Source organism: Mesorhizobium sp. 128a, from assembly GCF_053848025.1.
Genome location: NZ_JBSPKY010000009.1, coordinates 122,457 through 146,978, shown reverse-complemented (window position 1 = coordinate 146,978; position 24,522 = coordinate 122,457). Strand labels below are relative to the sequence as shown.

General features: G+C 63.7%; 21 protein-coding genes and 1 other RNA gene. 5 read left to right on the top strand and 17 right to left on the bottom strand.

All coding sequences use genetic code 11. From position 1 onward, the window contains the following. Positions 1-50 precede the first annotated feature (50 nt). The 12 genes from murB to mraZ are packed head-to-tail and all read right to left on the bottom strand — an operon-like array spanning position 51 to position 13,768. Positions 51-1,016, bottom strand: a complete 966-nt coding sequence (gene murB / locus ACWTU9_RS16810) for a UDP-N-acetylmuramate dehydrogenase (protein WP_455859253.1) — start codon at positions 1,014-1,016, stop codon at positions 51-53. Further along, complete coding sequence (gene murC, locus ACWTU9_RS16805) at positions 1,013-2,419, bottom strand: UDP-N-acetylmuramate--L-alanine ligase (RefSeq protein ID WP_455859252.1); 1,407 nt, start codon at positions 2,417-2,419, stop codon at positions 1,013-1,015. Before murC ends, murB begins: the two co-directional genes overlap by 4 nt. Beyond that, positions 2,419-3,543, bottom strand: a complete 1,125-nt coding sequence (murG, locus tag ACWTU9_RS16800; RefSeq protein WP_455859251.1) for an undecaprenyldiphospho-muramoylpentapeptide beta-N-acetylglucosaminyltransferase — start codon at positions 3,541-3,543, stop codon at positions 2,419-2,421. The genes murC and murG overlap by 1 nt, the downstream gene beginning before the upstream one ends. A gap of 1 nt (position 3,544) precedes the next feature. Further along, positions 3,545-4,696, bottom strand: a complete 1,152-nt coding sequence (gene ftsW / locus ACWTU9_RS16795; RefSeq protein ID WP_454589713.1) for a putative lipid II flippase FtsW — start codon at positions 4,694-4,696, stop codon at positions 3,545-3,547. Further along, a complete protein-coding gene (murD, locus tag ACWTU9_RS16790; RefSeq protein ID WP_455859250.1) occupies positions 4,696-6,096 on the bottom strand; it encodes a UDP-N-acetylmuramoyl-L-alanine--D-glutamate ligase in 1,401 nt (466 codons plus the stop codon). The genes ftsW and murD overlap by 1 nt, the downstream gene beginning before the upstream one ends. Before the next feature lie 8 nt (positions 6,097-6,104). Beyond that, positions 6,105-7,187, bottom strand: a complete 1,083-nt coding sequence (mraY, locus tag ACWTU9_RS16785) for a phospho-N-acetylmuramoyl-pentapeptide-transferase (protein ID WP_023668273.1) — start codon at positions 7,185-7,187, stop codon at positions 6,105-6,107. 19 nt (positions 7,188-7,206) lie between these two features. Then, the gene (locus tag ACWTU9_RS16780; RefSeq protein WP_454589715.1) at positions 7,207-8,640 is read right to left on the bottom strand and encodes a UDP-N-acetylmuramoylalanyl-D-glutamyl-2,6-diaminopimelate--D-alanyl-D-alanine ligase; all 1,434 of its coding nucleotides are present in this window, start codon (positions 8,638-8,640) and stop codon (positions 7,207-7,209) included. Further along, positions 8,637-10,091, bottom strand: a complete 1,455-nt coding sequence (locus tag ACWTU9_RS16775; RefSeq protein ID WP_455859249.1) for a UDP-N-acetylmuramoyl-L-alanyl-D-glutamate--2,6-diaminopimelate ligase — start codon at positions 10,089-10,091, stop codon at positions 8,637-8,639. Before ACWTU9_RS16775 ends, ACWTU9_RS16780 begins: the two co-directional genes overlap by 4 nt. Before the next feature lie 54 nt (positions 10,092-10,145). Then, positions 10,146-11,888 carry a peptidoglycan D,D-transpeptidase FtsI family protein gene (locus ACWTU9_RS16770; RefSeq protein WP_455859248.1) on the bottom strand — a complete coding sequence of 581 codons (1,743 nt, stop codon included), beginning with the start codon at positions 11,886-11,888 and terminating at the stop codon, positions 10,146-10,148. Then, a complete protein-coding gene (gene ftsL / locus ACWTU9_RS16765) occupies positions 11,885-12,277 on the bottom strand; it encodes a cell division protein FtsL (protein WP_454589717.1) in 393 nt (130 codons plus the stop codon). The genes ACWTU9_RS16770 and ftsL overlap by 4 nt, the downstream gene beginning before the upstream one ends. Positions 12,278-12,281: 4 nt before the next feature. Continuing rightward, positions 12,282-13,298 carry a 16S rRNA (cytosine(1402)-N(4))-methyltransferase RsmH gene (gene rsmH / locus ACWTU9_RS16760; RefSeq protein WP_455859247.1) on the bottom strand — a complete coding sequence of 339 codons (1,017 nt, stop codon included), beginning with the start codon at positions 13,296-13,298 and terminating at the stop codon, positions 12,282-12,284. Further along, positions 13,295-13,768, bottom strand: coding sequence for a division/cell wall cluster transcriptional repressor MraZ (gene mraZ / locus ACWTU9_RS16755; protein WP_454574884.1), 474 nt, complete (start codon positions 13,766-13,768; stop codon positions 13,295-13,297). Before mraZ ends, rsmH begins: the two co-directional genes overlap by 4 nt. Here mraZ and ACWTU9_RS16750 point away from each other — a divergent pair. Together ACWTU9_RS16750 and ACWTU9_RS16745 are read left to right on the top strand one after the other, a co-directional pair. After that, positions 13,767-14,060, top strand: a complete 294-nt coding sequence (locus ACWTU9_RS16750) for a hypothetical protein (protein WP_455859246.1) — start codon at positions 13,767-13,769, stop codon at positions 14,058-14,060. The two genes, mraZ and ACWTU9_RS16750, sit on opposite strands and share 2 nt — an antisense overlap. Positions 14,061-14,172: 112 nt before the next feature. Continuing rightward, a complete protein-coding gene (locus ACWTU9_RS16745; protein WP_455859245.1) occupies positions 14,173-15,288 on the top strand; it encodes a cystathionine gamma-lyase in 1,116 nt (371 codons plus the stop codon). Positions 15,289-15,356: 68 nt separating this feature from the next. Here the strand turns inward: ACWTU9_RS16745 and rnpB are convergent. The 5 genes from rnpB to ACWTU9_RS16720 form a co-directional block, all read right to left on the bottom strand. Next, positions 15,357-15,754: RNase P RNA component class A (rnpB, locus tag ACWTU9_RS16740), an RNA gene on the bottom strand. Between the two features lie 50 nt (positions 15,755-15,804). Continuing rightward, entirely contained in the window at positions 15,805-16,509 is a 705-nt protein-coding gene (locus ACWTU9_RS16735; RefSeq protein ID WP_455859244.1) for a lytic transglycosylase domain-containing protein, read from the bottom strand. A 185-nt stretch (positions 16,510-16,694) separates the two neighbouring features. Beyond that, positions 16,695-17,462, bottom strand: coding sequence for an N-acetylmuramoyl-L-alanine amidase (locus tag ACWTU9_RS16730; RefSeq protein ID WP_455859243.1), 768 nt, complete (start codon positions 17,460-17,462; stop codon positions 16,695-16,697). Next, entirely contained in the window at positions 17,459-18,178 is a 720-nt protein-coding gene (locus tag ACWTU9_RS16725; protein ID WP_455859242.1) for a TerB family tellurite resistance protein, read from the bottom strand. Before ACWTU9_RS16725 ends, ACWTU9_RS16730 begins: the two co-directional genes overlap by 4 nt. A 199-nt stretch (positions 18,179-18,377) precedes the next feature. Then, positions 18,378-18,578, bottom strand: a complete 201-nt coding sequence (locus ACWTU9_RS16720) for a hypothetical protein (RefSeq protein WP_454574879.1) — start codon at positions 18,576-18,578, stop codon at positions 18,378-18,380. Between the two features lie 176 nt (positions 18,579-18,754). Between ACWTU9_RS16720 and ACWTU9_RS16715 the strand changes: the two genes are divergently transcribed. The 3 genes from ACWTU9_RS16715 (at position 18,755) to ACWTU9_RS16705 (ending at position 24,454) form a co-directional block, all read left to right on the top strand. Continuing rightward, entirely contained in the window at positions 18,755-22,402 is a 3,648-nt protein-coding gene (locus tag ACWTU9_RS16715) for a hydantoinase B/oxoprolinase family protein (RefSeq protein WP_455859241.1), read from the top strand. A gap of 142 nt (positions 22,403-22,544) precedes the next feature. After that, positions 22,545-23,792, top strand: coding sequence for a DUF3419 family protein (locus ACWTU9_RS16710; RefSeq protein WP_455859240.1), 1,248 nt, complete (start codon positions 22,545-22,547; stop codon positions 23,790-23,792). Then, a complete protein-coding gene (locus ACWTU9_RS16705; protein WP_455859239.1) occupies positions 23,789-24,454 on the top strand; it encodes a class I SAM-dependent methyltransferase in 666 nt (221 codons plus the stop codon). The genes ACWTU9_RS16710 and ACWTU9_RS16705 overlap by 4 nt, the downstream gene beginning before the upstream one ends. Positions 24,455-24,522: the final 68 nt, after the last annotated feature.

The window sequence follows — 24,522 nt, the reverse complement described above, 5'->3', positions numbered from 1 at the left end:
CGCAGAAGGCCATCGTTTGCAGGCCGGCCTCAGCTGAATATCAATGCGCCTTAAAGCAGTTGCCCGAGGAATTCCTGCACGGCATGGCCGGGGCGGAAATTGCCGAGGCGCTTGATCTCCCACTGCAACCGGATACCCGAATTTTCAAGCACACGGGCGCGCACCGTCTCGCCGAGATATTCGAGGTCGTAGCCGGTCGCGGTTCCGGTGTTGATCATGAAGTTGCAGTGCATCGGCGACATCTGCGCGCCGCCGATCATCAGTCCACGGCAGCCGGCCTTGTCGATCTCCTTCCAGGCCGAAGTGCCTTCCGGATTCTTGAAGGTCGAGCCGCCGGTCTTCTCGCGGATCGGCTGCACCGTCTCGCGATGCGTCTGGACGGCGTCCATCGCCGCCTTGATCGCCGCCTTGTCTTCGGGAACACCTTCGAAAATGGCCGAGGTGAAGATCAGCCCGGCCGGTGCTGCCGAATGGCGATAGGCGTAACCCATGTCTTCATTGCTGAGGGTGTGGAGGTTGCCCTTGCGGTCGAGCGCCCGCACCTCGACGACGCGCTCGCGCGTCTCGACGCCATTGGCACCGGCATTCATCCTGAGCGCGCCGCCAACGGCCCCGGGAATGCCGTGATAGAAATGAAAACCGCCAATGCCGGCCTCATAGGCAACGGCAGCGACGCGCTTGTCGGGCGTCGCCGCACCTGCCTTGATGCCGGTCGGCGAAACCGCCTCGGCCTCGCCAAAGCCCTTCGCCGAAAGCCTGACGACGAAACCCGGAATGCCGCCGTCGCGCACCAACAGGTTCGAGCCGACACCGACGATGGTCAGCGGGATCTCCTCCGGGACGGCGCGCAGGAAGGCGGCAAGGTCTTCCTCGTCGGCCGGCTGAAACAGTGCCTCGGCCAGCCCTCCGGCGCGGAACCAGGTGATCTTGTCCATCTCGGCGTTCGGTGTCAGCCGGCCGCGCAAGCCGGTAAGCCGGTCGCCCAGTTTGTCGAGCAGATCCTGGCCGCGCATCATGAGACCGCACCGCCGAGTTCTTTGGGCAGCGCATAGGCCCATTGGGTGATGTTGCCGGCGCCGAGGAAGATGACAAAGTCGCCGGGCTTGGCCAAGTCGTGAATGGTGGGGGCGATGGCAGCCGGACCTTCGATATAGCGCGCATCGCGATGGCCGCCGGAACGGATGCGCGACACCAGCGCCTCAGAGGTCACGCCATCGATCGGCTCCTCGCCCGCCGCATAGACCGGTGCCAGCATCACCGTGTCGGCATCGTTGAAGCAGACCGAGAATTCGTCGAACAGATTGTGCAGCCGGGTGAAGCGATGCGGTTGCGCGATGGCGATGACACGGCCCTTGGTGGCGCTGCGTGCCGCCTTCAGCACCGCCGTGATCTCGACCGGGTGATGGCCGTAATCATCGAAGATCTCGACGCCGTTCCACGAGCCGGTGTGGGTGAAGCGCCGTTTGACGCCGGCAAAGGACGACAGGCCCTTCTTGATCGCGTCGGCCGACAGGCCGAGCTCATGCGCAACCGCAATCGCGGCGGTGGCGTTGGAAACGTTGTGGCGGCCGGGCATCGGCAGCCGCAGGTCCGATATGGTCGTCTGGCCGCCGGCCTTGCGGTCGCGGATCACCACGTCGAACTCGCTGGCGGCGCCCGCCATGCGATGGTTGGTGAAGCGCACATCGGCCTGTGCGTTCTCGCCATAGGTGATGACGCGGCGGTCCTCGATGCGGCTGACCAGCGCCTGCACTTCCGGATGGTCGGTGCACATCACCCCAAAGCCGTAGAACGGCACGTTCTCGACGAACTGGCGAAACGCCTCACGCACCTTGTCGAAGCTGCCATAGTGGTCGAGATGCTCGGGATCGATATTGGTGACGACGGCGATTTCGGCCGGCAGCTTGAGGAAGGTGCCGTCGCTCTCATCGGCTTCGACCACCATCCATTCGCCATCGCCCATGCGGGCATTGGTGCCGTAAGCGTTGATGATGCCGCCATTGATCACCGTCGGGTCGAGCCCGCCGGCGTCGAGGAGCGTCGCCACCATCGAGGTCGTCGTCGTCTTGCCATGCGTGCCGCCGATGGCGACGGCCTGGCGGAAGCGCATCAGTTCGGCCAGCATCTCGGCGCGGCGCACGATCGGCAGCAGCTTTTCGCGCGCGGCCTTCAGCTCCGGATTGGTCTTCTTGATCGCGGTCGAAACGACCACGACTTCGGCAGCGCCGACATTCTCGGCCTTGTGGCCGACGAAGCATTCGATGCCCTTGTCGCGCAGCCGCTGCACATTGGCGCTGTCGGCCTGGTCGGAGCCCTGCACCTTGTAGCCGAGATTGTGCAGCACCTCGGCGATGCCGCTCATGCCGATGCCGCCAATGCCGATGAAATGCACAAGGCCGATGGTCTGCGGCATCTTCATCAATGCGTCCCTTTCCTGAAATCCGATACGGTTTTTCTGGACGCAATAGCCTCTGTGAGATCGGCGAGCAACCGTGCCGCGTTCGGCCTGCCGGCAGACTTTGCGCCGGCAGCCATGGCCGCCAGCCGCTCGGGACTGTCCATCAGCCCGCCAACAAGCGCCGCGATGCGCTCCGGCGACAGCGACGATTGCGGATGCACTTCACCGCCACCAGCCGCCGCAACGGCGGCCGCGTTCGCTGCCTGGTCGTGGTCCAGCGCATAGGGATAAGGCACCAGCAGCGCCGGCCGGCCGATGACGGCGATTTCCGAGACCGTTGAGGCGCCGGAGCGCGAAATCACCAGATGCGCCGCCGCAATGCGCTGCGCCATATCGGTGAAGAACGGCGAGACCTCGACATGGACGCCAAGGGCCGCATAGCCGACTTTCACCCGCGCCACGTCGTCGGCGCGGGCCTGCTGGGTGATCACCAGCCGCTTGCGTTGCGCATCGGAAAGCAGTGCGATGGCCGCCGGCATGGCATCGGAAAAGAACTGCGCGCCCTGACTGCCGCCGAACACCAGGAGCCGAAACGGCTCTTCCCCGGCGGATGGCGTGTACGGCGTCTTTGCGGCCTCCAGGATCGGCGGCCTGACCGGATTGCCTGTTATGACCGTCTTGGCGCCAGCGGCACTTTCATCTTCGGGCAGGAAGCCGCCGGCAATGGCATCGACACGGCCGGACAGCGCCCGGTTGGCCCGGCCCATCACCGCATTCTGCTCGTGGATCAGCGTCGGCACCTTCCGTCGTGTCGCGGCATAAAGCGGCGGCAAGGTCGGATAGCCGCCGAAGCCGACAACCGCGTCAGGTTTGATCCTGGCGATGACGGCGGAAGCCTGCCGCACGCCGCGCCAGATCTTCCAGAACGCGCCAAGCAGGGCGACAGGGTTTTTCGAGCCCATCGTCGCCGACTGGATCGGATGGATGGCGGCGGCCGGGAAATGCCCGGCAAACCGCTCGGCGCGGTCGTCCGTCGCCAGATGCACGCTCCAGCCGCGCTCGATCAGCTCATGCGCCAGCGCCTCGGCCGGAAACAGATGTCCACCGGTTCCGCCCGCCGCGAGAAGAATGACACCCCTCGCCATATCACTCCGCCGGCAAGGCGCGCTGCGAAAGGGCAAAGCCCATCTGCTTGCGCTTTTCCGGTCGCTTGCGCGTCAGCGCCAGTACCATGCCCATCGAGATGGCAATGGCGATCTGCGAGGAGCCGCCATAGGAGATGAATGGCAGGGTCATGCCCTTGGCCGGCATCAGCTGCAGATTGACGCACATGTTGATGACCGACTGCAGGCCGAACACCGTGACCAGGCCGCCGACGGCATAGCGGGTGAAATCGTCATGTTCCTTCAATGCGGTGCTCAGGCCGCGCAGCACGATGAAGGCAAAGATCGACATGATGAAGAAGCACATGATCAGGCCGAACTCTTCGCCCGCGACTGAAAACACGAAGTCGGCATGAGCATCGGGGATCACGCGCTTGACCGTGCCCTCGCCCGGCCCGACGCCGAACCAGTGGCCGTTGATCAGCGCCTCGCGACCCATGTCGACCTGGAACGTGTCGCCTTCGCCGGTCAGGAATTTGTCGATGCGGGCGGCGACGTGCGGGAACACCGTATAGGCGGCAAACAGGCCGCTGGCGCCGGTGGCGCCAAGCGCGATGATCCACAGCCATGGCAGCCCGGCCATGAAGAACATGACGCCCCAGGTGCCGGTCACCAGCATGGTCTGGCCGAGATCGGGTTGCGCCACCAACAGCGAGATGACCAGGATCAGGAGCAGCAGCGCGAACAGATTGCCGGGAATGTCGGGCTGGCGCTTGTGTTCGGCGAACAGCCAGGCGCAGACGATGACGAAGGCTGGTTTCAGGAATTCCGACGGCTGGATCGACATGCCGACAAACGACACCCAGCGCCGCGCGCCCTTCACTTCGACGCCGATGTAGAGAACGGCCACCATCAGCACCAGCATGATGCACAGGATGACGAGCGCCATGCGCCGAATTTGTCTGGATTCGAGGAAAGACACGGCCAGCATCACGCCGAGCGCCGGCACGGTGAAGATGATCTGCCTGGTGGCGAAATGGAAACTGTCGAGGCCGATGCGTTCGGCCACCGCCGGGCTTGCCGCGAAGGACAGCACGATGCCGAGCCCCATCAGCGACAGGAACGCCGCCAGGAACCAGCGATCGATCGTCCACCACCAGGTTGCAACCGGGCTTTTGTCGAGACGGCTCTGCATTATCGTGCCCCTCCGATGGGTTTCACACCCTCGATAGCATTCGCAGCTTGCCTGAAGGCTTCGCCGCGAACTTCGAAATTCTTGAACTGGTCGAAACTGGCGCAGGCCGGCGACAGCAGCACCACCACCTCGCCGCTGTGATCCTTGGCCGCGTCGTTCGCGGCATGGTCGACCGCAGCGGCCAGCGTGCCCGAGATCTCGTAAGGCACGGCTTCACCGAGCGTCGCCGAAAAGGCTGGCGCGGCCTCGCCAATGAGATAGGCCTTGGCGATGCGCGGGAAGAACCCGCGCAGCGGCTCGATGCCGCCCTCCTTGGGCAGTCCGCCGGCGATCCAGTAGATGCGCGGGAAGCTCGACATAGCGGGTGCCGCCGCATCGGCATTGGTCGCCTTGGAATCGTTGACGAACAGCACATGGTCCTTGCGGCCGACCTGCTCCATGCGATGCGCCAGACCTGGAAAGCTCTCGAGGCCCACCTGTATCTCGCCGAAGTCCAGCCCGACCTTCAAACAGGCAGCGACCGCGGCCAGCGCGTTCTGCGCATTGTGCTGGCCGCGCAGCGAGCCGATGCCCTCGAGGAAAGCGACGCGGCTGTAGCGGCCATGCACGGCTTCCATCAGATTGGAGCCGTCGGCGAAATAGCCATCGGTCAGCGGCAGCCGCTTGGAGATGCGGATCACCTGCCTGCCCGCCCGCTCCAGCCGGTCGGCGATCTGCGCGCACCAGCTATCGTCGACGCCGACGATCGCCGTCTCGCTGCCGGCGACCAACCGCTCCTTGATCGAGGCGTAGTGCTGCATGGTGCCGTGACGGTCGAGATGGTCCGGCGTCAGGTTGAGCAGGATGCCGGCCGTCGGATTGATCGAGGGCGCGAGATCGATCTGATAGGAGGAGCATTCGACGACATAGTGGCGCTCGGGCTGCGGCGGATCGAGCGTCATGATGGCGCGGCCGATATTGCCGCCCATCTGCGTGTCGCGCCTCGCCGATTTGAGGATATGCGCGGTCAGCGCCGTGGTCGTCGACTTGCCGTTGGTGCCGGTGATGGCGATGAACGGTGCTGTCGGTGCACGCGAGATTCGCTCGCGGCAGAACAGTTCGATGTCGCCAATCACCTCGACGCCGGCGCCACGCGCCAGCTCTACCGTCCAGTGCGGCTTGGGATGCGTCAGCGGCACGCCGGGCGACAGCACGAAGGCCGAGAATTTCGCCCAGTCGGCGCCGCGCAGATCGGCGGTCGCAATGCCTTGTCCAGCGGCCTTGGCAACGCTGTCGGGATTGTCGTCCCAGGCCAGCACGTCGGCCCCGCCCTCGATCAGCGCGCGCGCCGTGGCGATCCCCGAGCCACCGAGCCCGAAGAGCGAAACGCGTTTGCCCGAGAAGGATGCGGCGGGGACCAAGCGGGCTCCTATCTCAACTTGAGGGTCGACAGGCCGACCAGCGCCAGGATGACGGCGATGATCCAGAAGCGGATCACCACCTGGCTTTCGGTCCAGCCGAGCTTTTCGAAATGGTGGTGGATCGGCGCCATCAGGAAGACGCGCTTGCCGGTCATCTTGAAGTAGCCGACCTGGATGATCACCGACAGGATTTCGACGACAAACAATCCGCCGACGATGACCAGCACGATCTCGTGCTTGGTGGCGACCGCGACGGTGCCGATGAGGCCGCCCATCGCCAGCGAGCCGGTGTCGCCCATGAAGATCGCCGCCGGCGGCGCATTGAACCAGAGGAAGCCGAGGCCGGCGCCGATGACGGCGCCGAGCACGACAGCAAGCTCGCCGGTACCGGGCACGAAATGGATCTGCAGATATTCGGCGAAGACAGCATTGCCTGAGAGATAGGCGATAACGCCGAAGGATGCCGCCGCAATCATAATCGGCACGATCGCCAGCCCGTCGAGGCCGTCGGTCAAATTCACCGCATTGCCGGCGCCGACGATGACGAAGCAGGAGAACGGCACGAAGAACCAGCCGAGATTGATGATGAATTCCTTGGCGAAGGGGAAAGTCAGCGACGACGAGAACGGCGCCTGGCCATTATGCATGATCGCCCAGGCAGCAATGCCGGCGATGACGAACTCCAGCGCCAGCCGCGCCTTGCCGGAAAAGCCGAGATGCGACTGCTTCGTCACCTTGAGATAGTCGTCGTAAAAGCCGATCGAGCCGAAGCCCAGCGTGACCAGCAGCACCACCCAGACATAGATCGAGGAAAGGTTCGCCCAAAGCAGCGACGAGCCGACGATGCCGCAAAGGATCATCAGTCCACCCATGGTCGGCGTGCCGGCCTTCTTGAAATGCGTCTGCGGACCGTCGGCGCGGATCGGCTGGCCCTTGCCTTGCCTGAGCCTGAGCGAATTGATGATGGTCGGCCCGAAGATGAAGACGATCAGCGCCGAGGTGATCAGCGCGCCGCCGGTGCGGAAGGTGATGTAGCGGAAGACATTGAAGACCGAGACCTTGTCCGCAAAATCGACGAGCAGTGTAAACATGCGATTCCGTCCCCGGGAACTAGTTCTGTTTCGTGCCTGCGGCTTCCGCCGGATATTTGCCCAGCAAGGCCTCGACCAGTTTTGAAAAGCCGATGCCTTTCGACGATTTGATCATCACCACGTCGCCGGCCCTCAGCGCCGACAACAGCAGCGGCTTCAACTCCTCGGCGCCGGCGCGGTATTCCGTCGTGATTTCGGCGGGCAGGATATCGGCCAGCGCCCGCATTTCCGGGCCGCCGAGAAAAACTGTATTTGTCCCAGTGCCGACGATCAGTTCGGCCAGGGCGGCATGGAGCTTGGCCGAATGGTCGCCGAGCTCGAGCATGTCACCGAGCACGGCGATACGCCGGCCCTCGCCCGCGACAGGCGTCGCATTGAGCAGCGCCATGGCCGCACTCATCGATGCCGGATTGGCGTTGTAGCTCTCGTCGATCAGCGTGATTAGTCCCTTGGGGTGGCGCAGCACATACCGCTTGCCGCGGCCGCGCTCGGCAGAGAGATCCGCCAGCGCCTCCGCCACCTTGCCGATATCAGCCTCGATGAGATGTGTCGCACCGAGGACAGCGAGCACATTCTGCACCATGTGGCGCCCGGGCGCGCCGATGCGGGCCGTCACCTCTTGCCCGCCGATCCTGGCGGTGATGACGGAATGGTCGGCCTGCAGCTCGCATTTGGTCAGCTTGTAGGTCGAGCGGACGTTTTCGCCGAAGCTGAAGACATGTTCTATGCCGGCGGCGCGCGCCATCTTGTCGAGCAGCTTCCAGCGTGAATCGTCACGGTTCAACAATGCAGCACCGCCAGGCTCGATGCCTTCAAAAATCTCGGCCTTGGCTTTGGCGATCTCGTCGAGATTTTTGAAGAAGCCGAGATGGGCGGCGGCGATCAGCGTGACGATGGCGACATGCGGCCGGACCATCTTGACCAGCGGCCGGATCTCGCCGGGATGGTTCATGCCGATCTCGAACACCGCATAGTCGCAATCGTCCGGCATGCGCGCCAGCGTCAGCGGCACACCCCAGTGATTGTTGAACGACTGCGCCGAGGCGTGCACTTTGCCGACGGCCGACAGAACATGGCGCAACGCTTCCTTGGTGGTGGTCTTGCCGGCCGAGCCGGTCACCGCGATGACTTTAGCCTTGGAGCGCGCGCGGGCGGCGGCGCCAAGCTTTTCCAGCGCCGCCAGCACGTCCGGCACTACGATCATCGGCGCCGTCAGACGCCCGAGCGACGGCAATTTGCCTTCGGCGACAACGAGCACGCCGGCGCCGGCCTTGATCGCCGCGGTCGCGAAATCATGGCCATCCATCGCCTCGCCCTTGATGGCGAAGAAAGCATCGCCCGGCTGCAGGCTGCGGCTGTCGATCGATATCCCCGAAATGCCCTCCGGCATCGGCCCGAGCGGCCGTCCGCCCATGGCGTCGACCAGCGCATCGGCAGTCCAGAGCATGCTCATGCGGCCCGCTCCCGCAGCGCCGAGCGGACTTCCTCATGGTCTGAGAAAGGAAATGTCTCGGCGCCGATGGTCTGGCCCTCTTCATGGCCCTTGCCGGCAACGATCAGTGTATCGCCGGCTTTGAGCATCGCGACCGCTTCGTGGATCGCCTTGCGGCGGTCGCCGATTTCGATGGCGCCGGGCGCAGCCGCGAGGATCGCGGCGCGGATGGTTTCGGGGACTTCCGAACGTGGATTGTCGTCGGTGACGATGACGACATCGGCTAACCGCGTGGCGATCTCGCCCATGATCGGCCGCTTGCCCCTATCGCGGTCGCCACCGCAGCCGAAAACGACGATGACGCGACCGGTGGTGAACGGGCGCACCGCGGCCAGCACATTTTCCAGCGCATCCGGCTTGTGGGCATAATCGACATAGACCGGCGCGCCATTGACGGTCGCGCCGACAAGGTCGAGCCGGCCTGGTGCCCCCTGGAGTTTCTCCAACGCCATCAAAGCCTTGGCGACTGGTGTTCCAGTCGAAATAGCCAGGCCCGCAGAAACCAGGGCGTTGGCGATCTGGAAATCACCGGCCAGCGGCAGGTCGATCTCATAGATCACGCCGTCGGCCTCAACCTCGGCGCGCTGGCGGTGGCGCTCGTGCTCGACCCGCTTCAGGCGCAGGAAATCGCCATGGCGGCCGACCGTCAGCACATTGAGCCCCGCGGCCTGCGCCGCCTTTATCGTCGGCGCCGACCACGGATCGTCGGCGAAGATGACAGCCGGCGCGCCTTGCGGCAGCAGCGTGTCGAACAGGCGCAATTTCGCGCGGTGATAGTCCTCGACCGTCGGATGATAGTCCATATGGTCGCGGCCGAGATTGGTGAAACCGCCGGCGGCAAGCCTGACGCCGTCCAGCCGGCGCTGGTCGAGACCATGGCTGGAGGCTTCCATCGAAGCGTGGGTGACGCCGGCCTCAGCCAATTCCTTGAGTAGCTGGTGCAAAGCAACCGGATCGGGCGTGGTCAGCGAGCCATAGTCGTTGCGGCCTGGCGCCACCACCCCGGTGGTGCCGATCGAAGCGGCGGCAAAGCCGGCCTGCTCCCAGATCTGCCTGGTGAAGGCGGCGACCGAAGTCTTGCCGGCGGTGCCGGTGACCGCGACCATGGTGTCAGGCTGCTTGCCGAAGAAACGTGCCGCGCTCAGCGCCAATGCCAGGCGGGGGTCGTCAACGCTGAGAACCGGGACCGACAGGCCCGTAACCGCGCTGGTCTTGCCCACAACAATCGCCGCCGCGCCGCGCTTCGCCGCATCGGCGGCATAGGCAGCGCCGTCCGCCTTGCTGCCGGCAAGCGCAAAAAAGACGAGACCCGGTTTGACCTGACGGGAATCCGACGAAATCCCGGTTACCTCCACATCGCGGGAAGCTGTTCCCTCGACAGGCAGGATACCGGCTAAATCTCTCAGGTGCATCGAACCCCGTTTATCTCAACAAAATAGCGCGCAGTTGCCGGCGCGCCCCAAGAATCACTGATAGGAAACCAGCGTTGCACCATTTTCATGGCTGAAATCTGGCTTCACGCCAAGCATGGCGGCTGCCCGCCTGATGATATTGCCGGCCATGACACCCGCATTGTTGGCCGCGACGTCGGTCATCCCTGGCTTTTCCGGATGCGGAGCGTCGGCAATCGTAAACACCAGATATTGCGGATCGTCCATCGGGAAGGCGGCGACGAAGGTATTGAAATTCAGTTCCTTCGAGTAGCGGCCATTGATGACCTTCTCGGCCGTTCCGGTCTTGCCGCCGACGCGATACCCGGGGGCTCTGGCGTTTCTTGCCGAGCCTTTCTCGGCATTGAGCGTGTAGAGGTAGCGCATGCCCTCCACCGTCTTTTCGCTGACCACTCTCTTGGCCACCGCCATTGCTTCCTGCTCGCTGCGGACCAGGAATGTCGGCTGGATCAGGTAGCCCTGCATCAGCGCCGCGCAGCCGACGGCGGCCTGCAGCGGTGTCGTCGACACGCCATGGCCGAACGCGATGGTGAAGGAGTTGACCTGTTTCCAGACCTTCGGCTCGGTCGGGCGGGCGACTTCAGGCAGTTCCGTCTGCATCCTGTCCAGGATACCGAGGCGATGCAGGAATTCGCGATGCCCCTCGATACCGACCATTTCGGCCTCACGGGCCGATCCGATGTTGGAGGAATAGAGGAACACTTCCGGCAGTGACAGCACGCGGTTCTTGCCATGGAAATCGTGGATGGCCTGGTGGCCGACACGGATCGGATGCGATGCGTCGAAACGGCTGTTCATATTGGCCTTGCCGGAATCGAGCGCCATGGCCGAGGTAAAGCTCTTGAAGGTAGAGCCCATCTCGTAGAGGCCGGCCGACATGCGGTTCAGCCGATCCTTGTCCTGCGCATTGAAGGGATTGTTCGGATCGAAATCCGGCACCGAGGCCATCGCCACCACTTCGCCGGTCTTGATGTTGAGCACGACGGCGCCCGCGCCCATGGCTCGATAGCGTTCGAGGCCAGCGGCGATCTCGTCGCGCACCACATGCTGGACGCGCAGATCGATCGACAGCTGCACCGGCTTCAAATCCTTGGCGATCGCAAGGCCTGAGGCCTGCAGGTCGCTCAGCCCCTGCTCGTCGATGTATTTCTCCATGCCGGAGATGCCCTGATTGTCGATGTTGGTGAGGCCGACAATGTAGGACGAGGTCACGCCGGCCGGATAGAAGCGGCGCTTTTCCGTGCGAAAGCCGATGCCGGGAATGCCGAGCTGCATGATGTCGGCCTGCTGCTTGGGCGTCAGCTGCCGCTGCAGCCAGACGAAGCCGGCGCCGCTCTTCAGCTTGTGGTAAGTTTGCTCGGGGTCGATGTCGGGCAGAATGGTCGACAGCTTTTCGATCGCCTCGTCGGCATCGACGATGCGGCGCGGCTCGGCAAACAGCGATGCCGTCTTGATGTCGGTCGCCAGCACCTCGCCGTTGCGGTCGACGATGTCTGGACGTGACGCCGTCACCCGGCTTTGCGGCCCGCCCGACATGTCGGGATTCTGGAAACCGAGATAGACCAGCCGCCCGGCGATGGTCGAATAGATGCCGAAGAAAACCGCCATCGTCATGATGATGCGGGTCTTGGCCTTGCCGCCGGTCGCCTTGCGCGCACCCTCGACGACGATCGAGCCGCCCTCGCCGGTCCTTGCTCGGCGCTTCAGCAATTTGCCGATCGATGGAAGTTTGGCGATCCTGGGAAATCCGGAGATCATTGGACGATGGCTCCGGTCACCACAGGATCCTTGCCGGCTGGTGCTTTGCCGGAGATATCAGCCATGCCGCCAAGCCGCTGCGACGACAGGTCCTCTATGTTGAGCGGTTTTGCCGGGAGATCGTCGATCCCGACGATCTGCCGCGCATTGACCGGCTCGAGTGCGAGCTGCGATTTGTAGGTTTCGGCCAGCTTCTGCAGGCGCGACGGCTGGGTCAGCAGGCTCCAGTCGGCCTTAAGCAGGTCGATGGTATCCTCCTCGTAGCGGATTTGCGCCTCGATCTTCTGCACCGAAGCCAGTTGTTCCTCAGCCTCGCGCTTGGCCTTGTAGGTCAGGGCCGCGGCCGAGACCATGACGGCGATCAGGACTATGTCGCTGGTTCGAAACAAGTGTTCACCTCTCTCGCGGCGCCTGGATGCCGGGAAGCTTGGGAAGGCCGAAAATCGAAAGGTCGCCGGCGCGCGCCGGCGCCTCGGTGCGGATGGCAGCGCGCAGCCGCGCCGAGCGCGCCCGCGGATTGGCTGCTATTTCGGCGTCGCCGGGCGTGACGCCGCCACCGGCTTTGCGGAAGGTCGCGCTGCGCGCATGCGCCTCGGGCATATGGCGCGAGCCGGTCACCGCGTCGGCGCGGTCGGCAATAAAGCGCTTGACGATGCGGTCTTCCAGCGAATGGAACGTCACCACGGCAAGCCGCCCGCCGGGCTTCAGCACGCGCTCGGACGCCACCAGGGCCTTGGCCAGTTCGCCAAGCTCGTCGTTGACGAAAATGCGCAGCGCCTGGAAGACCCGGGTGGCCGGATGGATCTTGTCCTTCGGCGCGCGGCCGATATGCGTCTCGATGGCATCGGCGAGGTCGAGCGTGCGCTCGAAGGGGATTTTTTCGCGGCGCGCCTCGATCATGCGGGCAATGCGACCGGCGTTGCGCTCTTCGCCAAGGAAACCGAAAATGCGGGCAAGATCGCCCGTCTTGAAGCTGTTGACGACATCGGCGGCGCTCAAGCCCGCCTGTGCCATGCGCATGTCGAGCGGACCGTCGGCGCGAAACGAAAAGCCGCGCTCGGCCTGGTCGACCTGCATGGAGGAAATGCCGATGTCGAGGACGACGCCGTCGGCGCTTTCGACCTGTTCGTCCAGCGTCGAGAACGGCGCCTGCACCAGCCTCAGCCTACCGTCGGATTGCTGCTCCAGGCTCCGCCCCGCGGCAATGGCGTCCGGATCGCGATCGATCGCCACGACAGAGGCACCGCTTGCCAGGATCGCCTTGGTGTAGCCGCCGGCGCCGAACGTACCGTCGACGATCACATCGCCGGCTTTGGGCGAGAGCGCCTCCAGCACTTCGGCAAGGAGGACCGGAATGTGACGGGCCGGTCCGCCAACGGCGCTGATATCATCGCCGTGACTCGCCATCATTCCGGTCGCTCCCCAGCCTTGGCCTCGTGAGCCGTCGTCCCCTGCCGAAGCTGCAAAAGCCGGGCGCGCGCCTGCGCGCCATAGGCGGCAAGCCGACCCGGCTCCCAAATTTGAAAGAAATTGCCGCGGCCGACAAAGGCCACGTCCGTCGAAATGCCCGTGTGCTCGCGGATGAAATCGCTCATCGTGATGCGGCCGTCCTGGTCGAGCTTCAGGAACGTCCCGTCGCCATGGCAGAAGAAGGACATGTCGTCCGCCGTCTGCAAAAAAGGATCTTCCAGCGCGATGCGCTGTTCGTAGCGGTCGAGCAGGTCGAGGCCGCCGACATCCATCGCCGGGACATCCAGGCCGCGCAGCGCGTAGAGTTCGGAATAACCGCGCTTCTGCACGACCGCGCGAAAATGCGCCGGAACGGAGACCCGCCCCTTCGCATCGATCCTGTTCACCGCGCTTGACAGAAACCGGTCCATGACACGTTACAGCCGCTTCCGCCGCCGCACCCCTCTCCATGTTTTCGCCCGCGCCGCAGCGCGTCCCCTGCCGAAAAACGGCTTCATTCCCAACGGCAAAACCCGGCAAACGCACAGCCGCCGCGGCTGCCCGATTGGCGTACGCTTTACCCTGACGCGGAACGAAGGCTTTGGTATCGAGATGGGATATCATGGGGCACTATGGGCGTCAACGGGAACAGGCTTCACAAACGCGCGCGCCACAACCGGTGAGAGCAGCTTGGTCAACGCTCCCGTCTTTATCGTCCATTAAGCCTAACGAACCGTTTAGAGCGGCTTGGCCCAACCGGAGGCGGCTTGCCGTGCACCGCAGCCGCGCATAGCGTCGGCCAACTTTTCCGCTCAGCAACAAGGTTAGAAAATCCATGTCCGAAACAGCCAGGTCACGAGCGGCCTCCCTTGCCCATCTGCGTCGCGGCGGGCTTGCCAAAGGCGACCCCATCCCTTTGCCGCTGACCATGGCCGCCATTTTCCACAACCCGGGCGACGGCGCCGGCTACAGTCAGTATGGCCGTTACAGCAACGCCACCTGGGACGCGGTCGAGCACATGCTGGCGCATCTGGAGGACGCCCCATGCGTCGGCTTCCCCTCGGGAATGGCGGCGATCTCTGCGGTGTTTTTCGGACTGCTGAAAACCGGCGACCGCGTCCTTTTGCCTTCCGACGGCTATCACGCCACGCGGGCGCTGGCCGAGCGCTTTCTCAAGTCCTTCGGCATCAGCTATGATCTCAGGCCGACATCGACCTTCCTCGACGGCGGCTTCGACGGTTATCGGCTCGTCTACATCGAAACCCCGTCAAATCCGCGACTGGACATCTGCGACATCACAGCCGTCGCCGAGGCTGCCCATAGGGCGGGCGCAACGGTCGTCGTCGACAACACCACGATGACGCCGTTCGGCCAGCGCCCGCTCGATCTCGGCGCCGACATTGTCGTTGCCGCGGACACCAAGGCGGCCAATGGTCATTCCGACGTGCTGTTCGGCCATGTCGCCAGCCGCAACCCCGACATCATCGCCGCCGTCACCGGCTGGCGCGAGACCGCGGGCGGCATTCCCGGACCGTTCGAGGCATGGCTGGTCCATCGCGGCCTGGAGACGCTGGACGTGCGCTTCGACCGCATGTGCACTTCGGCGGAGGTGATCGCGAAGCGCTTGAAAGACCATCGCGCGGTGAGCGGCCTGCGCTATCCCGGCCTTGAAGGCGACCCCTCGCACAATCTTGCCCGCGCCCAGATGGAGCGTTTCGGTTTTCTCGTCTCCTTCGAGTTTGCATCGGAGGAGAAAGCCGAGGACTTCATCAACAATTGCACCCTGATGCAGGCGGCGACATCCTTCGGCGGCGTCCACACCTCAGCCGAGCGGCGCGCCAAGCGAGGCGACGCCGTTCCGCCAGGCTTCGTGCGCCTGTCGGTCGGTTGCGAGCCGGTCGAAGAACTGTGGCAAGCGATCGAAGCATCGCTGGACAGGATTGGCGCTTGAATCAACAGGCGCGCCCGAGGGCGCAACCTGCTGATCTCAAAGGATTTCGTCACGATGCAGTAGAAGAAACTGCCAGCTGGCCTGTAAGCCGGGTTTTGTATGGCCCCCGCCCCTTGCGGGGCGAGAACGTGGCGGCCATTCATCTTGGACGCATGTTGCCATGCGCCTCACGCAACCTACCCGGACGGTGAGCCGGAAACAGCCCTCGAAGGTTTCCCCTCGCACCGTCCCTATTCGGTCTTGCTCCCGGTGGGGTTTACCGTGCCGCTCCTGTTGCCAGTCGCGCGGTGGGCTCTTACCCCACCCTTTCACCCTTACCCCGATAAATCGTGGCGGTTTGCTTTCTGTGGCACTTTCCCTGGGGTCGCCCCCGCCGGCCATTAACCGGCACCGTGTCTCCATGGAGCCCGGACTTTCCTCACCCGCAGCCTTTCGGCTTTGCGGGTGCGGCCGCCCGGCCAGCTGGCAGAGCGTATAAAGGGGTTCACGTGCGAAAACGCAAATGAAAAAGCAGACTTATGCCGGCGATCCCAATGCCGCCATCTGCACCTTGACCTTGCCGCAGTAAGCGGCCGACACCGGGTTCATGCGCGTCGCGGCATGGCCGGCATTGTATTTCAGGATGGTGCCGCAGGTCGTGCCGCCACCGAGATTGCGCGCCATGGCGAGATACTTCATGCCGTATTTGATGTTGGTGTCGGGATCGAACAGGCCCTTGGTCGAGCCGCTGTAGCCCATCATGCGCGCCGTTGCCGGCTTGATCTGCATCAGACCGATCTCGCCGGCGCTGCCAACGATGTTGGGCCTGTAGTTGCTCTCGATCTTGATCACCGCCTTGGCCAGCGATACCGGCACGCCTTCGGCCGCCGCATGGCGGGCGATGATCGCTGAATACTGGCCGCCGAGCGCGGCCGCCGCCGTCGATTCCGCAGCAGTGCTCGGACCGATCGATGCGGTCGTCGTCCGGTCGATGCTCTTCCTGCCGCGCTTCAAATGCCTCTTGGCCGTCGCTTTTCTGACCTTCACCACAGCTGCCTTTTGCACCTTGGCAGTGGCTGTCCTCTTGGCTTTCGGGCTCGCTTTCGTCATGGCGGTTTTGGCGGGTGCGGCGATGAAGCCCTGGTCTGCCCTCTGGCTCAGAGGTGCGGCATCGGCCGCATTGAGGGCAAAAGTCATCACGCCGGCAGCAATAGCTGCCGTTACAACGGTCAATTTCTGCATGTGGTCCTGTTCTGTCTGAGCCGCGCGAAGATCTTCACGCAGCAACGCCTAATCAATATCGGGACTTCCGGGGGGATGAAGGCCTGATAACTTGCACGAACTGCCTTTGAGGGCCGAATTGGTGTCGATCAAGGCGAGGCAATTCACTTTCAGTGACAGGCTGTAACTCGAATATCAGGAAAAGGTTATTTAGACGCAACTGACCTGAGGGAAGTCAGCAGGCTTTGCAGCGTGCGGATTGTCGAGCCGTCGGCGACGCCATCCACCAAGCGTGGCCGGAAATGCCGCTGAAACGCTTCGACGACGATCTCGGTCTGGCGGTCGAAGATACCGGATATCTCGACGCCATAGCCGTAGAGCGCCAGCATCGACTGCAGCGCCTCGACCTCGGCGCCGGTATCGCCGGCTTTCAGCACCGCGCCGCGCCGGATCGGCGCCGCAGGCACGAGATGGCCGACCCCCGCCGCAAACAGCGCCTTCCAGGGGAATTTCTCGCCCGGGTCGATCTTGCGCCCTGGCGCGATGTCGGAATGGGCGAGCACCCGTTGCGCCGTAATGGAATGGCGCCCGACTATCCCTTTGCACAGTCCGATCACCGCCTCTATCTGCCGCTTGGGAAAGGTCGAATAGCCGAGCGAATGGCCGGGATTGACGATTTCGATGCCCACCGAGCAGGAGTTAATGTCGGTGCGCCCGAACCAGGAACTGGCACCAGCGTGCCAGGCGCGGTCGCTCTCGCGCACCATCTGGACGATGCGGCCGTCTTCGTGGACGAGATAGTGTGAGGAAACCTCGCTGGCCGGATCGCACAGCCAGGCTTCGGCGGCGGCACCCGTAGCCATGCCGGTATAGTGCAGCACGATCATATCGGGCCTGAGCGTCTCGCGCCGCGGGCCGAAATTCGGCGATACCCTGACCTCGGCGCGAGGCTCGTCGGGCAGGAAGCCGCTCATGCGTGCCTGAGGCCCCGCTCGATCATCTCGTAGGCCGCGTTGATCGCCGCAAGCCTGGTCGTCGCGATCTTGATGAATTCCTGCGGCAGGCCGCGCGCGATCAGCCGGTCCGGATGATTGTCGGAGACCAGCTTGCGATACCGCTTCCTGACCTCGTCGAAGGGCTTGCCGCGCTCGATGCCGAGCACGACATAGGGATCGCCGGCGCCGAGATTGACGTGCCTGGCCATGATGGCCTCGTAGTGCACTTCGTCGATGCGGAAAATCTCGGCAATGCGGTGCAGGAAAATGCCTTCGCGTTCATGCACCAGCCCGTCGGCCTTGGCGATGTGGAACAGGCCGTCGAGTATGTCTTCCAGCATGACGCAGTTGGAGTGGCCCGAGCCACACATCTGCGCCATGCGCTCGGCATAGGTCTCGAACCCGGCGACGTCGCGCTTGGCCAGATCGTAGAGCCGCGCCACGTTGCGGGTCTGCTCTCTCGGCACCTCGAATATTTCCTGGAAGGCGCGCACCTCGTCCTGGGTAACGATGCCATCAGCCTTGGCCATCTTCGCCGACAGTGCAATCATCGCCACCGAGAAGGCGACGCGCCGGCGCAAATCCGCATCGCCGGAAAAAACAGTGCGCACAGCCTCGACCACTTCGGTGACGCCCGAATTGGCTGACGAGGAAACGCGGATGATGAACTCGCCGAGGCGATCCCAAATCGACATAAGCGCTTATTAGGGCCGCCGGCCACCGCTATCAAGCCAAGAGTGCCGCAGGGGTGAATCGATTTACGCAGACAACCGACGCACGCCACACGAATTAGCCGACCGTAGTCCCGAAACCGCCAGGGTGGCCCCTAAACGCAGGAAGGCCGGCGCGAAGCCGGCCTCCTCTCGCGTCACATCAAAGTGACCGAGACTGCTGCTACTGCGCCGGGGCGGCAGGAGCAGGTGTTGCCGGAGCCGGTTCTGCGGGCTTCGGGGCATCCGGGGTCACCGGCTTCATCGGCTCGGCGGCTGGCGGATTGGTGCTCTGGGTGGTGGTGTTATCCGTCCCGCTGTCGCTGCAGGCTGCAACGCCGAGCAGGGCCAGGGCGGAAACGGAAGCAAGAATGAGCTTTTTCATGACGATCTCTCCTTCAACACACGTTCACGTTGCGGTGAACGGTCGAACAGGAAATGCATCAGCCGCCCATGAGTTTCGTAACGTTGCGTTTCCGCATGTAACATCAAGAGCGGCGATTGCAGGCCGGGCGATGGCACACTAACAGTTTGAAACCAAATGACATGCCGGAGCTCTTCGTGGACAAGAAATGGGATTTTTGGATCGATCGCGGCGGCACCTTCACCGACGTGATTGGGCGCGCGCCCGAGGGCGGGTTGCATCCCAGGAAACTCCTGTCGGAAAATCCTGAAGCCTACCCCGATGCGGCGATAGCCGGGATCCGCGAATTGCTGGGGCTGAAATCCGGCGCCGCCATCCCGTCCGGCCTGATCGGCGACATCAAGATGGGCACCACCGTCGCCACCAACGCGCTTTTGGAGCGCAAGGGCGACCGGGTGCTTTTGCTCATCACCAAGGGCTTTCGCGATGCGCTGAGGATCGCTTACCAGGCGCGGCCCGACATCTTCGCCAAGGAGATCATCCTACCTGAACAGCTTTACGAGCGGGTCATCGAGATCGACGAACGCGTGCGCGCCAATGGCGATGTCGAGCGCCTGCTCGACATCGCCGCCTGCCGCCCGGTGATCGAACAGGCCCGCGCCGATGGCATCGACGCGGTGGCAATCGTCTTCATGCATGCCTGGAAATATCCCGATCACGAGAAGGCGGTGGCGAAAGTCTGCCGCAAGATCGGGTTCAGCCAAGTCTCGGTCAGCCACGAGGTCTCGCCTTTGATCAAGCTGGTCGGCCGCGGCGACACCACCGTGGTCGACGCCTACCTGTCGCCGATCCTGTCGCGCTATGTGCAACGGGTGGCGGGAGAGCTGGGCGCTGCGCCAACCTCCCCGGCGGCGGAGATGAGCCAATCCCCTCGCCTGATGTTCATGATGTCGTCTGGCGGACTTACCGCTGCCGACATGTTCCAGGGCAAGGACGCGCTGTTGTCCGGCCCGGCCGGCGGCGTCGTCGGCATGGTCGAGACGGCGAAGCTTGCCGGCTTCGAGAAAGTCATCGGCTTCGACATGGGCGGCACCTCCACCGATGTCGCCCACTATGACGGCGAGTATGAGCGCGCCTTCGACACCGAGGTTGCCGGCGTGCGCATCCGCGCGCCGATGATGCGCATCCATACTGTGGCCGCGGGCGGTGGCTCGATCCTCCACTACGAAGCCGGTCGCTTCCGCGCCGGCCCGGAATCCGCCGGCGCCAATCCCGGCCCGGCTGCGTACCGGCGCGGCGGCCCGCTCGCCGTCACCGACGCCAATGTCATGCTGGGCAAGCTGCAGCCCGATTTCTTCCCGGCGATTTTCGGCCCCGGCCAGGACCAACCGCTGGACGTTGCCGCCGTGCGCAAGAAATTCACCGCGCTTGCCGCCGAAATCGGCGACGGCCGCACGCCGGAAGCCGTCGCCGAAGGCTTTGTCACCATCGCGGTGGAAAACATGGCCAACGCCATCAAGAAGATCTCCGTCCAGCGCGGCTACGACGTCACCGAATATCTGCTGAACTGTTTTGGCGGCGCCGGCGGTCAGCATGCCTGCCTGGTTGCGGACGCATTGGGCATGGAGGCGGTGCTGATCCACCCCTTCTCCGGCCTGCTGTCGGCCTATGGTATCGGCCTGTCGTCAGTGTTCGCGTCGCGCCAGCAGGCGCTGCTCAAGCCGCTTGCCGAAGAATCCAGGACCGAGATCGGCAGCCTCATTGCCACGTTGAAAAAAGCCGTCATCGTCGAACTCGCCGCGCAAGGCATCGCGCAGGATAAGGTTGCCGCAAAGCCGGTGCTGCACATTCGCTATGACGGCACCGACACGACGCTGCCGGTGAATTTCGAGGCCGACTCGATCTTCCAGGCCAGGCGCAATTTCGAAATCGCCCACAAGGCGCAGTTCGGTTTCGTCTATGAGGACAAGCCGATGATCGTCGAGACGGTTGGCGTCGAAGGCACCGAAATCGCCGAAGCCAGGGCCGAAGCCTATGCGCCCGCCGGACCGTCAAGGGTTGAAGCCGGCGCTTCTGGAACGCGGCGCATCTACACCGAGGGCCGGTGGCATGAGGCCGGCATTCATCGCCGCGAAAATCTGCGCCCCTCCAATCTGGTCCCAGGTCCTGCCCTGATCATCGAGCCGAACCAGACCATCGTCGTCGAGCCGGGCTGGCGGGCCGAAATCACCGACCTCAATCACGTCGTCATCCGCCGCACAGAACGGAAGGTGCGCATGGCTGCCCTCGGCACCAAAGCCGATCCGGTGATGCTGGAGGTCTTCAACAACCTCTTCATGTCGATCGCCGAACAGATGGGCGTCACGCTGCAGAACACCGCCTATTCCGTCAACATCAAGGAAAGGCTGGACTTCTCCTGTGCCGTCTTCGACCGCCATGGCGCGCTGGTCGCCAACGCCCCGCACATGCCGGTGCATCTCGGCTCCATGGACCGCTCGGTCGAAACCATCATCCGGCTGAACTCCGGTGACATCCACCCCGGCGACGTCTTTGCCCTGAACGCACCCTACAATGGCGGCACACATCTGCCTGATATCACCGTGGTGACGCCGGTGTTCGATGACGCAAAGCAGGAGATCTTGTTCTGGGCGGCCTCACGCGGCCACCATGCCGATATTGGCGGCACCGCACCCGGCTCCATGACGCCGCTTGCCACCACGGTCGACGAGGAAGGCGTGCTGTTCGACAATTTCCGTGTTGTCGACCGCGGAAAATTCCGCGAGGCGGAGCTGCAAACGCTGCTCACCGATCACCCCTACCCCGCCCGCAACCCGCACCAGAACATCGCCGACCTCAAGGCGCAGATCGCCGCCAATGAAAAGGGCGTGGCGGAACTGCGCAAGATGGTTGCGCATTTCGGTCTCGATGTCGTCGAAGCCTATATGCGCCATGTCCAGGACAATGCCGCCGAAAGCGTTCGCCGCGTGCTGGAGCGGCTGCCCGACAGGTCTGAGTATGAATACCCGACCGACACCGGCCAGGTGATCAAGGTGAAGATCACGGTCGATCGGCAAAAGCGCGAGGCGACCGTCGACTTCACCGGCACCTCGCCCGTGATGAAGAACAACTTCAACGCACCAGAACCCGTCGCCCGCGCCGCCGTCCTCTACGCCTTCCGCGTCATGGTCGAGGACATGATCCCGATGAATGCCGGCTGTCTGCGGCCGATCAACATCATCATCCCCGACGGCTCGATGCTGAAGCCCGCCTACCCCGCCGCCGTCGTCGCCGGCAATGTCGAGACCTCGCAGCATGTCACCAACGCGCTGTTCGGCGCCATGGGCGCCATGGCCAATGCGCAAGGCACGATGAACAACCTGACCTTCGGCAACAAGCAGTACCAGTATTACGAGACGATCTGCTCCGGTTCGCCGGCAGGCCGGATGAACTCCGGCCGCGGCTTTGCCGGCACTTCCGGCGTCCACACCCACATGACCAATTCGCGCCTCACCGATCCGGAAGTGCTCGAATTGCGCTTTCCCGTGCTGCTCGAGGATTTTCACATCCGCGAAGGGTCCGGCGGCAGGGGCAAATGGAGCGCCGGCGACGGCACCAGGCGCACCATCCGCTTCCTCGAAAAGATGGAATGCGCCATCCTGTCCTCGCACCGCAACCGCCCGCCGCAAGGCCTCGACGGCGGCGGCGATGGCGAGGTCGGCTCGACCAAGGTGCGGCGCAGCGATGGATCGATCGATGTGCTGAAGGCCTGCGACCAGACCGTGCTCGACGCCGGCGATGCCGTCATCCTGACGACGCCGACACCGGGAGGGTTTGGCCAAGATTAATGCACGCCGCCCAAAAATTGTTCATCTGTTTGGGAAAACGACTTGCATCAAAACAACAAGCTGAAGCGTCAACAGCCTGTCACCGGCCTGTCATGACGCTGCGCTACCCGCTTGCGCCAAAGCAAATGGGGAATCATTAGCCATGACGGACGTTTCGGTAGATCTGGTCTTTCGCCGTGGCAAGGAAGTTGGAAAAGCCGTCTATCAGAACCGCCCGCTGTCCAAGGCCGGCCTTTCCGAACGGTTGTTTGCGCTTCTGTTTTCCGGCCTCGTCTATCCGCAGATCTGGGAAGACCCTGAAGTCGACATGGAGGCCATGCAGCTTGGCCAGGGCCACCGGGTCGTCACCATCGCCTCCGGCGGCTGCAACATCCTGGCCTACCTCACCCGCTCGCCCGAACGCGTCGATGCCGTCGATCTCAACGCCGCCCATATCGCCTTGAACCGGATGAAGCTGGAGGCTGTGCGGCATCTGCCTTCGCAGGGCGACCTGTTCCGCTTCTTCGGCGCCGCCGACACCAGCCACAATTCAGAAGCCTATGACCGCTTCATCGCGCCGCATCTCGATCCGGTCAGCCGCCATTATTGGGAGCGCCGCAACTGGCGCGGCCGCCGGCGCATCACCGTCTTCGACCGCAATTTCTACCAGACCGGCCTGCTCGGCCTGTTCATCGCCATGGGCCATCGCACAGCGAAATTCTTCGGTGTCGATCCCTCTGGGATCATGCAGGCCAAGAGCATCGCCGACCAGCGCCGCTTCTTCAATGAGGAACTGGCGCCGGTCTTCGACAAGAAGCTCTTGCGCTGGGCGACCTCGCGCAAGGCTTCGCTGTTCGGCCTCGGCATTCCGCCGGCGCAGTACGATTCGCTGATCACCTCGGGCGACGGTTCGATGGCCAGCGTGCTGAAGGCACGGCTGGAAAAGCTCGCCTGCGATTTTCCTCTGAAGAACAACTACTTCGCCTGGCAGGCTTTTGCCCGCCGCTACCCCAATCCGGGCGAAGCCGCCTTGCCCGCCTATCTCGAAGAGGCCAACTACAAGGCGATCCGCGACAATGTCGATCGCGTCGGCATCCACCATGCCAATCTGATCGAATTCCTGGCTGGCAAGGATGCCGGGACCGTCGATCGTTTCGTCCTGCTCGACGCGCAGGACTGGATGACGGATGACCAGCTCAACGCGCTGTGGTCGGAGATCACCCGCACCGCTTCAGTCGGCGCCCGCGTCATCTTCCGTACCGCGGCCGAACCCAGCCTGCTGCCCGGCCGTGTCTCGACCTCGCTGCTCGACCACTGGAGCTACGAGGACGAGGCCTCACGCGACTATTCCGCCCGCGACCGCTCGGCGATCTATGGCGGCTTCCACCTCTATGTGAAGCGCGCCGCATGAGCACGAGCGAGTTGCCGGCCGACCATGCCGAACTGATGGACGGCGTCTATCGCTGGCAGCGCCATATCTACGACCTGACCCGCAAGTACTACCTTCTCGGCCGCGACCAGATGATATCGGGGCTGGATGTACCGGCGAGAGGAACTGTGCTTGAGCTCGGCTGCGGCACCGGCCGCAACATCGCGCTTGCCGCCCGCCGCTATCCCGACGCCCGCTTCTACGGCCTCGACATCTCGGCCGAGATGCTGGAGACCGCCAGCAAGGCGATCGGCCGCGAAGGCCTGTCCGGCCGCGTCGTGCTGGTGCGCGGCGATGCCACCAATTTCGACACCAACGCGCTGTTTGGCGTCGAGCGCTTCGACCGCATCTTCGTGTCCTATTCGCTGTCGATGATCCCCGGCTGGGAAAAGACGGTTTCAGCAGCGCTTGCGGCACTCGCGCCCGGCGGTTCCTTGCATGTCGTCGACTTCGGCCAGCAGGAAGGCCTGCCGCGCTGGTTCCGGGCCGTGTTGCGCGGTTGGCTAAAGAAATTCCACGTTGCGCCGCGTGAATCGTTGCGTGAGGTCCTGGAATCGGAATCTCGGCGAACCGGCGCAACCTTGCGTTTCCGCACGCTTTATCACGGCTATGCCTGGCTGGCGATCGTCAAGATCGCCATCTGACCTGTATCAAAGTCCTGAGTTTGAAGTCTGAGGGCCTGCCGCTCTCGTCCATGACGAGCGGCACCAAC

Excerpts from the sequence above, each read along its gene's own strand:
- ACWTU9_RS16750 (WP_455859246.1), top strand. The coding sequence starts at position 13,767 with ATGACACGTTACAGCCGCTTCCGCCGCCGCACCCCTCTCCATGTTTTC.
- ACWTU9_RS16730 (WP_455859243.1), bottom strand. The coding sequence starts at position 17,462 with ATGAGCGGCTTCCTGCCCGACGAGCCTCGCGCCGAGGTCAGGGTATCG.
- murC (WP_455859252.1), bottom strand. The coding sequence starts at position 2,419 with ATGAAGATGCCGCAGACCATCGGCCTTGTGCATTTCATCGGCATTGGC.
- ACWTU9_RS16710 (WP_455859240.1), top strand. The coding sequence starts at position 22,545 with ATGACGGACGTTTCGGTAGATCTGGTCTTTCGCCGTGGCAAGGAAGTT.
- murB (WP_455859253.1), bottom strand. The coding sequence starts at position 1,016 with ATGATGCGCGGCCAGGATCTGCTCGACAAACTGGGCGACCGGCTTACC.
- ACWTU9_RS16780 (WP_454589715.1), bottom strand. The coding sequence starts at position 8,640 with ATGAGCATGCTCTGGACTGCCGATGCGCTGGTCGACGCCATGGGCGGA.
- ftsW (WP_454589713.1), bottom strand. The coding sequence starts at position 4,696 with ATGCAGAGCCGTCTCGACAAAAGCCCGGTTGCAACCTGGTGGTGGACG.
- ACWTU9_RS16775 (WP_455859249.1), bottom strand. The coding sequence starts at position 10,091 with ATGCACCTGAGAGATTTAGCCGGTATCCTGCCTGTCGAGGGAACAGCT.
- ACWTU9_RS16770 (WP_455859248.1), bottom strand. The coding sequence starts at position 11,888 with ATGATCTCCGGATTTCCCAGGATCGCCAAACTTCCATCGATCGGCAAA.
- mraZ (WP_454574884.1), bottom strand. The coding sequence starts at position 13,768 with ATGGACCGGTTTCTGTCAAGCGCGGTGAACAGGATCGATGCGAAGGGG.
- mraY (WP_023668273.1), bottom strand. The coding sequence starts at position 7,187 with ATGTTTACACTGCTCGTCGATTTTGCGGACAAGGTCTCGGTCTTCAAT.
- ACWTU9_RS16720 (WP_454574879.1), bottom strand. The coding sequence starts at position 18,578 with ATGAAAAAGCTCATTCTTGCTTCCGTTTCCGCCCTGGCCCTGCTCGGC.
- ACWTU9_RS16725 (WP_455859242.1), bottom strand. The coding sequence starts at position 18,178 with ATGTCGATTTGGGATCGCCTCGGCGAGTTCATCATCCGCGTTTCCTCG.
- ACWTU9_RS16705 (WP_455859239.1), top strand. The coding sequence starts at position 23,789 with ATGAGCACGAGCGAGTTGCCGGCCGACCATGCCGAACTGATGGACGGC.
- ACWTU9_RS16735 (WP_455859244.1), bottom strand. The coding sequence starts at position 16,509 with ATGCAGAAATTGACCGTTGTAACGGCAGCTATTGCTGCCGGCGTGATG.
- rsmH (WP_455859247.1), bottom strand. The coding sequence starts at position 13,298 with ATGATGGCGAGTCACGGCGATGATATCAGCGCCGTTGGCGGACCGGCC.
- ACWTU9_RS16745 (WP_455859245.1), top strand. The coding sequence starts at position 14,173 with ATGTCCGAAACAGCCAGGTCACGAGCGGCCTCCCTTGCCCATCTGCGT.
- murG (WP_455859251.1), bottom strand. The coding sequence starts at position 3,543 with ATGGCGAGGGGTGTCATTCTTCTCGCGGCGGGCGGAACCGGTGGACAT.